15 protein-coding genes are annotated in these 13,801 nt (G+C 38.7%); 4 read left to right on the top strand and 11 right to left on the bottom strand.

All coding sequences use genetic code 11. The annotated features are described in order from the left end of the window. Nucleotides 1-94: 94 nt before the first annotated feature. The 3 genes from IGL23_RS02095 to IGL23_RS02085 all read right to left on the bottom strand — a co-directional run bounded on the left by IGL23_RS02095 (nucleotide 95) and on the right by IGL23_RS02085 (nucleotide 3,189). On the bottom strand, nucleotides 95-1,303 hold the full coding sequence (locus IGL23_RS02095) for an LCP family protein (RefSeq protein WP_002394662.1): 1,209 nt from the start codon (nucleotides 1,301-1,303) through the stop codon (nucleotides 95-97). A 149-nt stretch (nucleotides 1,304-1,452) separates the two neighbouring features. Further along, on the bottom strand, nucleotides 1,453-2,433 hold the full coding sequence (gene dapF, locus IGL23_RS02090; protein ID WP_002370226.1) for a diaminopimelate epimerase: 981 nt from the start codon (nucleotides 2,431-2,433) through the stop codon (nucleotides 1,453-1,455). A 147-nt stretch (nucleotides 2,434-2,580) separates the two neighbouring features. After that, entirely contained in the window at nucleotides 2,581-3,189 is a 609-nt protein-coding gene (locus IGL23_RS02085; protein ID WP_002361201.1) for a superoxide dismutase, read from the bottom strand. Nucleotides 3,190-3,382: 193 nt separating this feature from the next. Here IGL23_RS02085 and IGL23_RS02080 point away from each other — a divergent pair, with 193 nt between their 5' ends. Continuing rightward, complete coding sequence (locus IGL23_RS02080) at nucleotides 3,383-4,192, top strand: DUF1189 domain-containing protein (RefSeq protein WP_002355344.1); 810 nt, start codon at nucleotides 3,383-3,385, stop codon at nucleotides 4,190-4,192. 178 nt (nucleotides 4,193-4,370) lie between these two features. Here the strand turns inward: IGL23_RS02080 and IGL23_RS02075 are convergent, their stop codons facing one another. From IGL23_RS02075 to IGL23_RS02045, 7 genes are read right to left on the bottom strand one after another with little or no spacing between them, the layout of a single operon-like run. Continuing rightward, nucleotides 4,371-4,790 carry a PTS sugar transporter subunit IIA gene (locus IGL23_RS02075; RefSeq protein WP_002363016.1) on the bottom strand — a complete coding sequence of 140 codons (420 nt, stop codon included), beginning with the start codon at nucleotides 4,788-4,790 and terminating at the stop codon, nucleotides 4,371-4,373. 9 nt (nucleotides 4,791-4,799) lie between these two features. After that, the gene (locus IGL23_RS02070) at nucleotides 4,800-5,789 is read right to left on the bottom strand and encodes a serine hydrolase domain-containing protein (protein ID WP_002379079.1); all 990 of its coding nucleotides are present in this window, start codon (nucleotides 5,787-5,789) and stop codon (nucleotides 4,800-4,802) included. A gap of 12 nt (nucleotides 5,790-5,801) precedes the next feature. Next, a complete protein-coding gene (gene murQ / locus IGL23_RS02065) occupies nucleotides 5,802-6,692 on the bottom strand; it encodes an N-acetylmuramic acid 6-phosphate etherase (protein ID WP_002355340.1) in 891 nt (296 codons plus the stop codon). A gap of 14 nt (nucleotides 6,693-6,706) precedes the next feature. After that, nucleotides 6,707-7,558: a MurR/RpiR family transcriptional regulator gene (locus IGL23_RS02060; RefSeq protein ID WP_002355339.1), complete on the bottom strand. Its 852-nt coding sequence runs from the start codon at nucleotides 7,556-7,558 to the stop codon at nucleotides 6,707-6,709. Nucleotides 7,559-7,574: 16 nt separating this feature from the next. Then, entirely contained in the window at nucleotides 7,575-8,051 is a 477-nt protein-coding gene (locus IGL23_RS02055; RefSeq protein WP_002355337.1) for a PTS system mannose/fructose/N-acetylgalactosamine-transporter subunit IIB, read from the bottom strand. A gap of 30 nt (nucleotides 8,052-8,081) precedes the next feature. Continuing rightward, entirely contained in the window at nucleotides 8,082-8,900 is an 819-nt protein-coding gene (locus tag IGL23_RS02050; protein ID WP_010777381.1) for a PTS system mannose/fructose/sorbose family transporter subunit IID, read from the bottom strand. Continuing rightward, nucleotides 8,893-9,696 carry a PTS mannose/fructose/sorbose/N-acetylgalactosamine transporter subunit IIC gene (locus IGL23_RS02045; RefSeq protein WP_002358431.1) on the bottom strand — a complete coding sequence of 268 codons (804 nt, stop codon included), beginning with the start codon at nucleotides 9,694-9,696 and terminating at the stop codon, nucleotides 8,893-8,895. Before IGL23_RS02045 ends, IGL23_RS02050 begins: the two co-directional genes overlap by 8 nt. Nucleotides 9,697-9,865: 169 nt before the next feature. Here IGL23_RS02045 and IGL23_RS02040 point away from each other — a divergent pair, with 169 nt between their 5' ends. Next, complete coding sequence (locus IGL23_RS02040) at nucleotides 9,866-10,636, top strand: sulfite exporter TauE/SafE family protein (protein WP_225581367.1); 771 nt, start codon at nucleotides 9,866-9,868, stop codon at nucleotides 10,634-10,636. Nucleotides 10,637-10,682: 46 nt separating this feature from the next. Here the strand turns inward: IGL23_RS02040 and IGL23_RS02035 are convergent, their stop codons facing one another. Continuing rightward, a complete protein-coding gene (locus tag IGL23_RS02035; protein WP_033594259.1) occupies nucleotides 10,683-11,084 on the bottom strand; it encodes an organic hydroperoxide resistance protein in 402 nt (133 codons plus the stop codon). A gap of 220 nt (nucleotides 11,085-11,304) precedes the next feature. Here IGL23_RS02035 and IGL23_RS02030 point away from each other — a divergent pair, with 220 nt between their 5' ends. Both IGL23_RS02030 and IGL23_RS02025 read left to right on the top strand, forming a co-directional pair. Further along, complete coding sequence (locus IGL23_RS02030) at nucleotides 11,305-12,831, top strand: AMP-binding protein (protein ID WP_002361196.1); 1,527 nt, start codon at nucleotides 11,305-11,307, stop codon at nucleotides 12,829-12,831. A gap of 251 nt (nucleotides 12,832-13,082) precedes the next feature. Then, entirely contained in the window at nucleotides 13,083-13,781 is a 699-nt protein-coding gene (locus IGL23_RS02025; protein WP_023894895.1) for a glucosamine-6-phosphate deaminase, read from the top strand. The last annotated feature ends 20 nt before the right edge of the window (nucleotides 13,782-13,801 follow it).

Genomic DNA, 13,801 nt, shown 5'->3' with positions numbered 1-13,801 from the left:
CAATTATAACACCTTCTGAAAAAAATTTCTAGAATAAAAGAAAAAAACTTCTATTTCCCATCAGAAATAGAAGTTTTCGAGCTTGTTTAACAGATTAATATTGTGGTGCGTTGGGATCCACATACGTATTTGGATCAGCATAAGCGTTTGGATCTGTGTACGCATTTGGGTCAACGTACGTATTCGGATCGTAGGTTCCTTCTGCTGCTTGTTGCGTATTGCCGTTGTATTCTGTTTGTCCGGCTGTGGTGTCCGCTGTGCTACTCGAACTAGTAGAGCTATTGGCACTTGAATCACCAGATTCACCAATCAGTGCAGTATCTGTAACAGCATAGCTAAACTGATTATAAAAGGCTAAATCTTTTTCACGTTCAGAAGCATGTTCTTTTAAACCAAGTTGTTTTCTGAGTGTTGTTTGTGTTTTGTATAAGCTATTTGGATCTAGGACTTGATAATAAATATCATCAATGGTTGCACTGTATCCTTGTAATTGTTCAGAGTCAATTGTTTTAAAGGCAGACAAATATTTTGATTGGATGTCCATCATGTCATCCCAAGTTAAGTCTGTTTTTACATTGGCTTCAACAGCATCAAGAATTTTTCGATATTTTGAAACACCATCAAAACTCATGACTTTGCGCACGATTTTCTCAACAACTTCTCGTTGGCGGCGTTGACGACCCACATCTCCTTCAGGATCTTCGTGACGCATCCGCGCATAAGCCAAACCTGTCGTGCCATCTAACTTGATTTTACCTGCTGGAACAGTAATACCGTCCAACGTAAATTCACCAATCGTATTATCTACTTCAATACCGCCTACCGCATCAATCAGGTCTTTTAACCCTTTCATATTGATGGATACATAGTGATGGATGGGAATATCCAGTAATTCTTGGACTGTATTAATCGCCATTTCGGCGCCACCAAATGCATAGGCATGGTTCAATTTGTCTTGTGTGTCATTTCCAACAATATCTGTTAGAATATCTCTATCCAAACTGATCATTGTGGACTTGTTTTCTTTCGGGTTGATGGTTACAACCATTGTAGTATCTGAACGACCTTGTTCTGTTCGGCCTAAATCGCCTGTGTCAATCCCCATTAAAAGAACAGAGAATGGTTCTTGCGCATCAATATTGGCCGTGGCTCCTTTATTGGACTTACGGTTAACTGATTGATAGATCCCATTAATTGTTGAATTGGCATCTGAATACATCTTAATTCCGTAAGCACATACCCCAGCTACTACCACTAGCAAGACGCTCAAGAAGCCCAGTACTACTTTTTTCCATAGTTTCATAAGACACTTCCTCGTTTATCTAAGAATAATTCTTAATTCATGCCCTTTATTTTCTCATAGTTTGCTTATTCAAGCAATATTTTTTATTTTTTGGAACAAGAACTTAACACAATTGTAAAATAAAAGAGCGCTTTATCAAGGAACAATTGTTATTTTTGAGAAAGTGTTTGCAGAAATTCTTGATAATGTTTTTGTTCATTCGTTTCAGTGATAGTTATTTTCTCAAATGCACCATTTAGTAAATCAGTCAGTGATCCTTCAATCAAATGCGTAATCGTGGCATTCCCAATTAATTCCATCCAATAACTGCCATCAGACGTTTCGTGGACGACTGTTTTCACCATACCTCCAGCATTTTTGACGGTTATTTCTTCATAAAAAACACCATCTTTCAATAACGTATAAAGTAAACTACTTGCGCACATAGCTGTCCCACAAGCACTTGTAAAACCTACACCACGTTCATACGTTCGAACAAATAGTTGATTTTTGCCAAGAATTTCAACAAAACTCACATTTATCCCTTCTGGAAAATATGGATTTTCATTATTTACATAGGTAGCGATTCGTTCAAATTCTGGACCATTTAAGGTTTCGTGATCCACAAATGCTACAAGGTGCGGATTAGGCACTGCTACCGCTGTAAAGCGAATGGTTTTAGATAAGGCTGGTACGATTTCATCAATTAATGTTTGGACCCCTAAATGCATTGGGATAGTGACTGCTTCAAAACTTACTGGTGAAATTTCCACTTGGTAAGTCGCTACTTCTTCAGCTAAATTGGGGGCTTGACGTACTTTCAAATCTGCAAACATTGTTTCAACTGTAAATGATTTTTCTTGGTTTTTTTCAGCTAAATAACGGGCAACCGTACGCAAGCCGTTCCCGCACATGCTTGCTTCACTACCATCGCTGTTAATCACTCGCATTCTAGCATTGGACGTGCCGTGAGTCCCTTCTCCTACCAAAAGTAACCCATCAGCTCCCGCCAATAATCCTGTTTCCCGCGAACATAACTGGATGCGCAATTGCTCAATTTCCTCAGCGGTTAAAGAACGCTCAAACTGTGTTTCATCCAATAAAAAGAAATCATTTTCTGACCCGTGTACTTTTTGCATCATAACATTCATTTTTTTAGCTCCTTCTTTATGTATCCGTTATCTTTCCCTACTTACTTTAGTATGCCATAAACGAACAACTATTTCGACCCTGGATTTGTAAAAGGAAAGAGTCAAATGACAGCCGTCATTTGACTCTTTCCTTCACAATTGGCAAACTTATTTTGCTGCTGCAAAAAGTTCGTTTACTTTATCCCAGTTAACAACGTTCCAGAATGCTTCAATGTAATCTGGACGAACGTTTTTATATTTTAAGTAATACGCATGTTCCCAAACGTCAAGACCTAAAACAGGTGTTTGGCCATCCATTAATGGTGAATCTTGGTTTGGTGTTGAAGTGATTTCTAATTTACCGTTATTCACAACTAACCAAGCCCAACCTGAACCAAAGCGGCCAGTTGCAGCTGTTTTGAAAGCAGCTTTCATTTCATCAAAGCTACCAAATGTTTCATCGATTGCTTCTTTAATAGCGCCAGTTGGTTGTCCACCAGCATTTGGTGCCATAATTTCCCAGAAGAATGTATGGTTTGCGTGACCGCCACCATTGTTACGAACGGCAGTACGGATATCTTCAGGAATAGCATTCATATCTGAAATTAGGTCTTCTACAGATTTTTCGCCTAATTCTGGATGTTTTTCAATCGCTGCGTTTAAGTTAGTCACATAAGTGTTGTGGTGTTTATCATGGTGTAAGTGCATTGTTTCCACGTCAATGTAAGGTTCTAATGCATCATAAGCATATGGTAATTCTGGTAATGTGTAAGTCATTTTTTAAATCCCCCTATTTTTTAGTATGTAACATACGTCTTTCATACAACTATTATGATAACAGAGTGAACCGCTTTCTACAAAATAGTTTGCTTGCCAAAAGAAAAGTTTTACAAAAGAGGGAGATTACCTTGTGTTTCCCTCATAAATTCGCTAGAATGACCTGTAGAAGAATGATGTGAGGAGTAAATAAATGAATACATTGCAATTATTTAAGCAGGCCTTTTTTTCAGTTTCAGAATTACGGCATGCGAAAAAAATGGCGTTTTGGAAAGTAATTCTCTATGCTGTTTTTTTAAGTGCTATTTTAGCACTACCTATTACCAAACAAGTCTTTTCTGTGCTACAAGAGGTGCAACAAGATGGCCAAAAAATTGCAGAAAAGTTGCCTGACTTTTCTATTGAAAATGGCACGTTGCAAACAAAGGCTAAAGAATCTGGCTTTATTTATCAAACCGACTCGATTATTTTTACGTTTGATCCAGATGGAAAGCGTACAGCCGCTGATGTCCAAAAAGATTTAATTGGTAATGCGTTTGGTTTGGCTTTTTTACAAGATGAATTTGTAGTCGCCTTACCAAATTCAGGCGCAACTGAATCAATTCTAGGCACCGACCAATTTATCTTCCCCTATAGTAAAGGAACCTTAGATGGCGTTAACGCTCAGAGTATCAAGACTGCGCTAAGTGAAGCAGCGATCCCCTGGTGGACAAAACTTATTGTCTTTTTAGTGGCTATCTACCCTGTTCTAATCGGTTTAGTTTTAGACTTACTGATTGCCGCTATCGGTGCATCTCTCTATTCAAAATTACGTTTTTATTCTTTACGTTTGATTGATTGTTTAAAAATTATTACGTATTGTGCTACCGTGCCAGTCATCTTAAGTGCTATTTTAAACTTCGTAAATCCGATGTTTAACGATGGCATCCTAGTTATTTTACTAAGTCTGTTCTTTTTCTTTGTCACAACCAAAAACGAACCACGGAATATCCCTGGTTCTTAAAAAAAGAGCCTGGGACAAAAATCACTTTGGATTTTTGTTCCAGGCTCAAAACCTGATAAACGGCGGGAACAGAACCAACTCCTTCGGAAATAAGCCGAAATTCTCCAAAAATTAAAAAGCAATTTTCGGAAATTCCTTCTTATTTCTCGGAGCTAAACGGTTCCGTCCCGACCTCTTTCTATTCTTCAAATTCTTCTTCATCTGTTAATTCAGGTAAGTCAATCGTGGTCACCGCAGATTGGCCAATTTGCGTTAAATATGCAGCTAATTCATCCACATTTTCCACAGGTGAGACGGCTGCTTCAATTGCCATTGCTAAATTAAGTCCAGCGACTACTCGCAATTGCGGATAAGTGCCCATGGCCATCATAGCCACATTACAAGGTGTTCCTCCTTTTAAATCAGCTAATACAAGCGTCGGGACATTGCCAGCTTCTTTTAAGATTGCTGCCAGTTTTGCTTGCGTGCCGCTCAAGCCATCTTCTGCGGTCATTGACACAATCGCAGCATCTGCTAATTCCCCGACAATCATTTGAGTAGAAGCTAAGGTTTCTTCTGCCATCCGTCCATGGCTCATTAAAATTAATTTTGGTTTCATCATATCCTCCTAAAAATACTGCTGATAAATTTTTGTTCGTGCTTTCAGAAAACCACGTTCTTCACGAGTGGGATGAATCCGATTCGTCAGCAAAATTAGGGCTTCTTTGGTCTCTTTTTTCATACCAATCGCCGTTCCAGTAAAGCCAGTATGATACAAATAGTCTACCCCAGCTTGCGTCTTTTTCACTTCCCAACCAAATGTACGTCCCCCTTGATTCATAGACCAGAGAGCAGTGAACATTTTTTCAGAAAATAATGGTTTGCCAGACGGGTAGCGATTATTCATAAAACACTGAACAAAAGTGAGTAAATCTGGTAAAGTTGCAAATAAACCTGCACTGCCAATTGGCGCTTTTAGTTGATAGGCTTTCGAATCGTGGACCACTCCCTGAATAACGCCGCGTTGTTTTGTAATCTCTGTGGGCACTGCCTGGGCAAAATCGCTGACCGTAAAACTTGTATGCTGTAGGTTCATTGGTTGAAATACGTATGTTTGAAAGCTCTCTTCTAATGAGCAGCGATCCAATACTTGAATAATTTCTCCCAATAAGTAATACCCTAAATCAGAATAAGTGGTTTTCCCTCGTTCAGATAACGAATGCGTTAAAATGATTTCTTGCAAGCTTTTTTTTGTGACATTTTTCTTATCGACAACATCAGCTGGCAGTCCGCTCTGATGCAGTAGAAGCTCCCCAATCGAACAAGATAGTCCTTGATAATCAGGTAGGATTTCCCCCACAGTGGTTGAAAAAGTAAGCTGATTTGTATCGATTAATTGTAACATTCGATTTGTTGTCCCAATAACTTTCGTTAAGGACGCTAAATCATACAGGCTAGCTGATGAAATCTTTTGTCTTGCAAATGGACCAGTATTACCTAAAAAGCCCGTATACTGTTCTGATAAGCTATCTTCTGTGATCGTCCCCCAAGCGACACCCGGAACGACTTGCTGATTAATCAGTCTCTGAATTGTTTCTTGAATTGCGATTTGATTCATTGTTCACCACTTCTATGCTAAAACTTCTGAAATCCGTCCGTCATGTTCTGCTAATAGTTGTTTGGCTTTTTGAAAATCAACGTGGGCTTTCGCCATTACAATGGCTGGTGCCACTTCTAGCTGTGCTGCCTCCAAGTATTCTTTGGCTTGCGATTCCTCGATTTCTGCTGCTTCTTTAATGATATTCGTGGCACGTTGAATTAATTTTTCGTTCGTTGGTTGTACATTGACCATCAAATTTTGATAGATATTCCCTACTTTAACCATAATTCCTGTTGAAAACATATTTAACACCATTTTCTGTGCTGAACCCGCTTTCATTCTAGTTGACCCTGTAATGACTTCCGGTCCTACAATTGGCGCAATCCCAATTTCCGCCAATTGATTCATCGGACTTTGATTATTACAGGTAACTGAAATGGTTAGAGCACCCACTTTTTTTCCGTATTCAATTGCGGAAACAGCATATGGTGTCCGACCACTAGCAGCAATCGCAATTACGACATCTCGGGCGGTCAATTGATGTTGCGTTAAATCTTCGATAGCTAATTCTTTCGAGTCTTCAGCGCCTTCAATTGCTTGATACATTGCTTTTTCACCACCAGCTAAAATACCAAATGCGCGTTCTGGCGACACACTATATGTGGGCGTTAATTCAATCGCATCCAAAGCACCTAAACGTCCAGACGTTCCTGCACCACAATAGATTAAACGGCCCCCTTTTTTAAATCGTTCTGCCGCTGCATCAATTGCTGCAGCGATCTGCGGAAGCACCTTTTCAATTGCTTGTGCTACCTTTTGGTCTTCTTGATTTATTAAAGTTACCATTTCTAATGTTGACACTTGGTCAATCTTTTTAGTCGCTTCATTTCTGGCTTCTGTCGTTAATCCTTCTAAGTTCATTTGCTTGCACACCCCTACTTCTCTTTTAGACGGCTGACAAGTTGACTCGTTTCAATCATATTGCGTTCAATTTCTGTGTCTAAATCATCTTGAATTGAACCTAAATACAGAACATCGCCAATTGCCATTGACGAAGCAATCGATGAAATAGCCCCAACTCGAATGAGGTGCTCATTATTGGGGACTAAAAGAACTTCATCGCTCAATGATCGCACGTTTTCTCCATCGTTACTGGTAATAAAAATAACCGTTGCACCTCTATTTTTGGCAATTTCACAGGCGATTAAGGCTTCTTTTGTCAAACCACTATAGGAGACCGTGATCAAAATGTCTTGTGCCGTTGCATAATTTAAAAACTCCAACATCATGTGACTATCATAATTAAAAATTGCTTGGCGACCAGCGCGGTTAAACTTGTGATAAAGATTATAAGTCGTTAAAGAAGAGGCACCAATTCCAACCAAATGAATTTTTTCCGCTTTTTTAACATGCGCGATTGCTCGTTCCAAGGCTTGTTTATCCACTGTATAAAATAAATCCTCAATCGTAGCATTTAATAAAGATTCCACTTTCATACAAATGGTATCCACCGAATCATCTGCCGCTACAATTGGATCAATATCTTTTTTACCGTTACTGGCAGCTTGTACCGCTGCAATGGATAGTTTTAACTCTTCCCAGCTGTCAAACCCTAATTGTTTAGAAAAACGGGTAACTGACGCCGGAGAAGTTTCGCTATTGCTAGCAATTTCGTTTGCTGTTAATGAGAGAAGACGGGTCGGATCCTTCAGTATATAGTCTGCGATTCTCTTATTTACTTTGGAAAAGTCCTTATATTTTTGTCTGATTGAACGGATTGGCTCCATCTTCTCATCTCCATTTCTATTTTATGAAAGTTAAAATTGCTTCGTTTGGTTCAGAAGGGATCATCTGTGCGGTAATAGTCACCCCATTATCTGTTAAACGACGAACGGTTTGAATATCTTCATCGGTTAATGCAACAGATTTTTTAATTGCTCGACTGCCTTCTTTTTGAGAAATATTGCCGACATTGAAGCTCTGTAATGGGACACCGCCATCAATTAAAGCCGCCATGTCTGCAATGTCTTTCGTAATTAAAAAGACTTTTTCTTCATCATAATTGCCTGCTAAAATTTTTTCAATCGCTTTACGTTTTGATAAAATGGATAATTTAACTCCTGCAGGCTTAGCCATTTTTAAGGCACCAATTTGTAATTGATCTTTGACAGCGGCATCATTTACTACCATGATTCTTTGTGCTCCAACCGTATTCGTCCAAACGGTTGCAACTTGTCCGTGAATTAAACGCTCATCTACTCTTGCATGTACAATTGTCATAATAAATCTCTCCTATTATATACTATTTTTTTAAAATAAACCGCCAACCCAAGCCAACATTGGTTGTAAATTGCCTAAAACCATGCCAATTAAAATTAAAACAAAGATTAGCCGTGTTGAATTCATTTTCTTTTTCCCTAGTAACCAATAGGATAAAAGAACAATCCCTAAAGGAATTAATGCGGGTAAAATTTTATCCAACATTTCTTGAACAGATAATGTTACATCTCCCATTTTATAAGTTAAATCTAATTTGTAAGTAATTACCGAAGGAATCAAACCGCCGACCACCGTTAACCCTAAAATAGCCGCACCTTGCGTAAACAATTTCATTTTATCCGCAAATTCTGTCGCAATTTTTTTCCCTTGATGGTAACCAATCCAAGTAAATTTATAGCGAACCCATAGGACCACTGCTCCGGCAATTAACGGGATCATTAACCCAACAACCTGGCCCCCTTGCGCCATGTAAGCTGCAATCGAAAAAACAATCGCACGATAAATCGCGATAAAAATGGTATCACCAACACCAGCAAACGGACCCATTAGACCTGTTTTCAAGCCAGTAATGGCCGTTTCATCTTCAATGCCGACTTCTTCTTCCAAAGCCATATCAGCTCCGACAATTAAATGCGACATGGCTGGCGTTGTATTCATAAAGCCAAGATGTGTCTTCAAGGCTTTCTTCATAGCTACTGGATCTTCACTGTATAGTCGCTTTAATGCAGGCATCATCACCCAAGCGTAACCAAGTCCTTGCATTTTTTCATAGTTCCAGCCCCACTGATAGCCAAAAAGATTACGGACGTAAACTTTATTAATATCCTTTTTTGTTAATTTGTTAGTCATCAATCTCAACCTCCTCATCATCTTCGTAAATAACCGTGCCACTTGTTGTAGCTGCGCCGCCTTTGTTATGATTCATCACATAAATCGCTGCTAAAGCCAAGCCAACCAGTGCGACACCTAAAACTGAGAAGAATTGGGCCCCATAAGCAAGTAACACGAACCCAATAATAAAATAGGGCCAGTATGTTTTAATTGGCAAGTAACGCATTAAAATAGCAATCCCCATCGCTGGTAAAATAGCACCTGCTGCTTTTAACCCATTCATCACCCAAATAGGAATCCAATTATTGATAGCGTTTACAACTTGTTCACCAAAAGCTAGGCCAATAAAAACTGGGATGACACGAGAAATCGTCCAAGGAAAAATTCCTAAAACATTGCAACGCTCGACCCCTTTATAATTTCCTTCTTCCGCATAGCGATCTGCTTTGTGTTGGAAAAACGTATTAGCCATTCTGCCTAAAATATCTAGTTGTGTTAATAATAACCCAATCGGAACCGCAACTCCGATACCATACTCTGCCCCTTTCCCTGAAATGATTGCATAAGCCGTTCCCATAATGGCCCCCGAAAGAAAGTCTGGGACTGTTGCTCCTCCATAAGTCGCTACGCCTAATGTCATCAATTGAAGCGTTGCCCCAATCATCAAACCTGTTTGAACATCTCCTAAGACTAGGCCAGTAAACGTTGCAGCAAACAATGGTGTATATGGACCAATCTGAATAGAAATTTGGTCAAGTACACCAACAACTGTGTAAAGACATAAAATCAAAATAATACCAATCGATACTGTCATGCTTTCTCATCCTCCTTGAATGCGTTTTCTTTTTTGTATTTGTAGAATACCATTAAAGAAATATCATTTCAAGTTCTTTTTAAAAATATTTTTAAATGAAATTACATTTCTTATATAATTTTTGTGCTATACTAAAAGAAAACGGTTTAGGAGTGATTATGTGCGGTTTTTGCTGATTTATTTCATAACTATTTTTCTATCCAATACAGTTGGGGCGCTCTCTGGGATGGGTGGAGGCGTCATTATTAAGCCTGTTTTGGATTTTCTTGGGTTCCATTCGTTAAATAGTATTGCGTTCTATTCAAGTGTCGCTGTTTTTGTCATGTCCATTTCTTCGACTTATAAACAGTATCAAAATGGTGTCCAAATTGAATGGAAAAAAGCCGCGAGTATTTCGTTTGGTTCCTTAGTCGGCGGCATGTTAGGTGATTTACTTCTTAATCAGGCGATTGCACTAGCGCCAAATGAAGAAAAAGTACAACTAATCCAATATATCATCATGTTGCTGACCTTGGTTTTGGTTCTTCTCTACAATCAATTTTCCAACTGGCACTTACACCTCAACGGATTGAGCATTTTTCTGATTGTCGGATTAGGCTTAGGGATTCTATCAACCTTTTTAGGCATCGGTGGCGGTCCCATTAATGTAGCTTGCCTTATTCTCTTTTTTGGAATGGATATCAAATCAGCAACTGTTTATTCCATCATTACTATTTTTTTCTCCCAACTCGCCAAACTTGGCAATATCGGCTTGACCACAGGTTTTGCGGTTTTTGATTTGACAATGCTTTGGGCTATTATTCCTGCCGCTTTATTCGGTGGTTATGTCGGCGGTCTTTTCAGTAAAAAATTATCTCAACAACGGGTCGCCCAAATTTATAGTTTAGTTGTTTTTTTAGTTATTTTGTTAAATATGTATAATTTGTGGACTGTTATCTAAAAAAAAGAAGCGCTTTGTCTATACGACAAAGCGCTTCTTTTTTTAGTTAAATCACTGTTAATTTAACGTCTATATTATTTCTTGTTGCTTTAGAATATGGGCAAATTTCGTGGGCTTTTTTAACAAGTTCTTCTGCTTTAGCTTGATCTACCCCATCAATATGAACTTCTAATTCAGCACCAACGCTAAATCCATCTTCTCCTTGGAATAAGGAAACACGTGCAGTTACTGTACTTTTACCTTCGACTTTTTCTTGATCCATCACTAATTCTAATGCACCGTTAAAGCAAGAACTGTAAGCCGCTGCGAATAATTGTTCTGGATTTGTTGTATTTTCTTTCTTGACACCTGGCGAAGCAACCGCATAAGAAAATGATTTATCCGGTGAGTGAACTTCTCCTGCACGTCCACCTGTATTAATGATAGTTGTTTCATAGATTTTTTTCATGTAAATTCCTCTCCTTTGTAAAGTTTTACACTTCTGAGAACTTGTTACTTACATAATTATTGTAGGAAACTTTGCCAGATACAGCAAACGTTGTGCTTGTGAATAATAAAAAATAACATTTAACGTTGTATTTTTGACGTAGAAAAAGAACCCATTCTATGATAGGATAAAGTGAACTTGTACATTTGTACACAAACTATTTTACAAAGGAGACTTTCCCTTGACACACTTACTTGATTATCAACCATTAAACCTCTACACAAACTATCAAGAAGCCGCAGAAAAAACACCAACTGTTCCAATTATTTTTGATGAATCTTTGCCTGCTTTTCCTGCACTTGGCTTAGAAACAACTTATGGTGAAAGCCATCAAGAAATTTTGAAACGGGCATATCAATTAGCCGCTTTAGGTGTAAAAAAAGGCGACAAAATTATTATTTATAAAAGTCCTAAATTCGACACGTATTTACTAGCTGTTGCAGCCTCATATCTAGCAGCCGTTCCTGTAATGGTTTCATACCATTTACCTTTTGAAACAATTGAAGTATTCGTTGATCGTTTAGAAGATCCTTATATTTTATTTGATGATGTGACTGCTGAAAAAGTTCAAGCTGTTCGTAACAGCTCTGCCAATAAAAAACTTTCGGTTGCTTCTCTTTTAGAAGCTGATGCCACGGAAGTTCCTCAAGACGAACTGACTAAAGACGAAATTGCCTACATGACCCACACCTCTGGAACAACAGGTATTCCTAAACTTATCTGTCATTCCAATCACTCTATGGGTTGGCGTACAAAATGGCAAAAAACCATTTTTACAAAAATTGCTGAAAAGAAATTAGTTGGCTTTCATATTTCGCCAGTTCATTCTCGTTTTAACATTGGCGTGTCTTCTTTAATGGCCATGGGCTTCCCTATGATGCCTTTAGCAAACGCTTCGAGCGAAAAAGTCGCTGAAATGTTCAGCACCTATCAACCAATCGCTGTAGAAACACACCCCAATAACTTCGTTCAATGGGTTCGTTTGGCCAAAGAAAAACCTGAAGCTTTCGCTAGTGTCCATTATTATCATTCTACTTTTGATGCAATTAACAACGCTACAATGGTGGCTTTCTTAAAAGCATCTGCTGCCAATGAACCAATTTTCCTACAAGTTTATGGACAAAGTGAATGCGGGCCAATGATCTTACGAGCGCATACTTTAGAATCTCTAAAAGATTCAGATGCTCGTGACATGGGTGTTGGTTTAGAGGATTTAACACAAGCTCGAATTACTGATGAAAAAGGACAAGTTTTACCTGCGATGACGGACGGCCATATCCAATTCTTATCAAAAGGACGGGCCTTAACATATTACAAAGAAGATGCCCGCTTTGCAGAAAATGTCTACGGCGAATGGTGGGACAGCGGCGATTACGGAATGTTAGATGAACGCGGCCACTTATTCTTGAAAGATCGCCAAGTAGATCTAATTGAAAACATCGACAGTAATTTAGCTATTGAAGATCATTTATTGGATGCATTAGATTTCTTAGAAGAAGTGATTATTGTCCGTGGCAAAGAAAATGAACCTCAGCCAATTTTAGCGGTTGTCCCTGGGGAAGAAATGGATTGGGACGCTTGGTGGACACAAGTAGCCGATTTACCACATTTAAACGAACCTATCATTATGGCTTTTGATGAAATCCCTCACACAGCTACTATGAAAGTGCAACGTTTACAACTAGAAAAATGGTTAAAAGAACAATAAAATAAAATTCTTTGTTAAACAGTGTTGGTCAAAAGAACGTTTAGACCAGCGTTGGAGCAAGTGGAGCAGAAAGCTAAAAAGTTAACTCGTTGTAGGTTATCTTAAGCTTTAAAAAGAGGGGTAGTCGTCGTTTTGACGGCTGCTCCTCTTTCTTTTGCATACCGTTAATTAAATCCTTTTTGTGAAGAGCTTGACATGGGATGGTTCCCACAAATTATACTTAGCTTATTCAAAGAATGGAGTGAGCAAGTATGAAAATTTTAATTAAACAAGATTTCGACACGATGAGCGAATGGGCAAAAATGTTACTTCTAAGCACGATGAGTCAAGATAAACGAGTGAATTTATCAATTACCGCTGGCAAAACGCCAACACTTGTTTACCAAAAATTAGCCTCGATTGTGAAAAATTTATCTGACTTTGATAATGTTCATTATTATAACTTTGATGAAATCCCCGTTCCTCATCAAAAGGAAGGCATTACTCTGACAGATTTGCGGACGCTGTATTTGACACCTGCGGAAATATCCGAGCAAAACATCCATCCATTAACTGTTGAAAACTTTCAACAACAAGATCAACGGATTGCTGACGCAGGCGGCTTAGATTTGATGTTAATTGGCTTAGGAGCAGATGGTCATTTTTGTGGGAACATGCCCACTACCACTCATTTTAAAAATGAAACCTATCAAGTGACCGTCACTGGTTCAGAGCCTTGGTTTGTTCCTGAAATGATGCAGCCAGGCATGACCTTTGTTACGATGGGGCCAGCCAGCATCATGAAAGTTAAGCATCTTGTCCTAATTGTAAATGGTGAACAAAAAGCTCAGATGGTCAAACAAGTACTCCAAGGACCTGTCACAGAAACGTATCCTGCTTCTATTCTTCAACTCCATCCAAATTTAACGGTTCTCTTGGATGAAGCCGCAGCGAGTCAATTAGAAAAATAAAAAATTGCGCCTAGATTATG

Source organism: Enterococcus sp. MSG3299 (assembly GCF_050555765.1).
GTDB lineage: Bacteria > Bacillota > Bacilli > Lactobacillales > Enterococcaceae > Enterococcus > Enterococcus faecalis.
This window is presented reverse-complemented; position numbering and strand designations above follow the sequence as displayed.

Coding starts and splice junctions, on each gene's coding strand:
- murQ (WP_002355340.1), bottom strand. CDS start 6,692: ATGAACTTAGAAGGATTAACGACAGAAGCCAGAAATGAAGCGACTAAA.
- IGL23_RS02070 (WP_002379079.1), bottom strand. CDS start 5,789: ATGAATCAAATCGCAATTCAAGAAACAATTCAGAGACTGATTAATCAG.
- IGL23_RS02035 (WP_033594259.1), bottom strand. CDS start 11,084: ATGAAAAAAATCTATGAAACAACTATCATTAATACAGGTGGACGTGCA.
- IGL23_RS02045 (WP_002358431.1), bottom strand. CDS start 9,696: ATGACAGTATCGATTGGTATTATTTTGATTTTATGTCTTTACACAGTT.
- IGL23_RS02085 (WP_002361201.1), bottom strand. CDS start 3,189: ATGACTTACACATTACCAGAATTACCATATGCTTATGATGCATTAGAA.
- IGL23_RS02050 (WP_010777381.1), bottom strand. CDS start 8,900: ATGACTAACAAATTAACAAAAAAGGATATTAATAAAGTTTACGTCCGT.
- dapF (WP_002370226.1), bottom strand. CDS start 2,433: ATGAATGTTATGATGCAAAAAGTACACGGGTCAGAAAATGATTTCTTT.
- IGL23_RS02060 (WP_002355339.1), bottom strand. CDS start 7,558: ATGGAGCCAATCCGTTCAATCAGACAAAAATATAAGGACTTTTCCAAA.
- IGL23_RS02025 (WP_023894895.1), top strand. CDS start 13,083: ATGAAAATTTTAATTAAACAAGATTTCGACACGATGAGCGAATGGGCA.
- IGL23_RS02075 (WP_002363016.1), bottom strand. CDS start 4,790: ATGAAACCAAAATTAATTTTAATGAGCCATGGACGGATGGCAGAAGAA.
- IGL23_RS02095 (WP_002394662.1), bottom strand. CDS start 1,303: ATGAAACTATGGAAAAAAGTAGTACTGGGCTTCTTGAGCGTCTTGCTA.
- IGL23_RS02055 (WP_002355337.1), bottom strand. CDS start 8,051: ATGACAATTGTACATGCAAGAGTAGATGAGCGTTTAATTCACGGACAA.
- IGL23_RS02080 (WP_002355344.1), top strand. CDS start 3,383: ATGAATACATTGCAATTATTTAAGCAGGCCTTTTTTTCAGTTTCAGAA.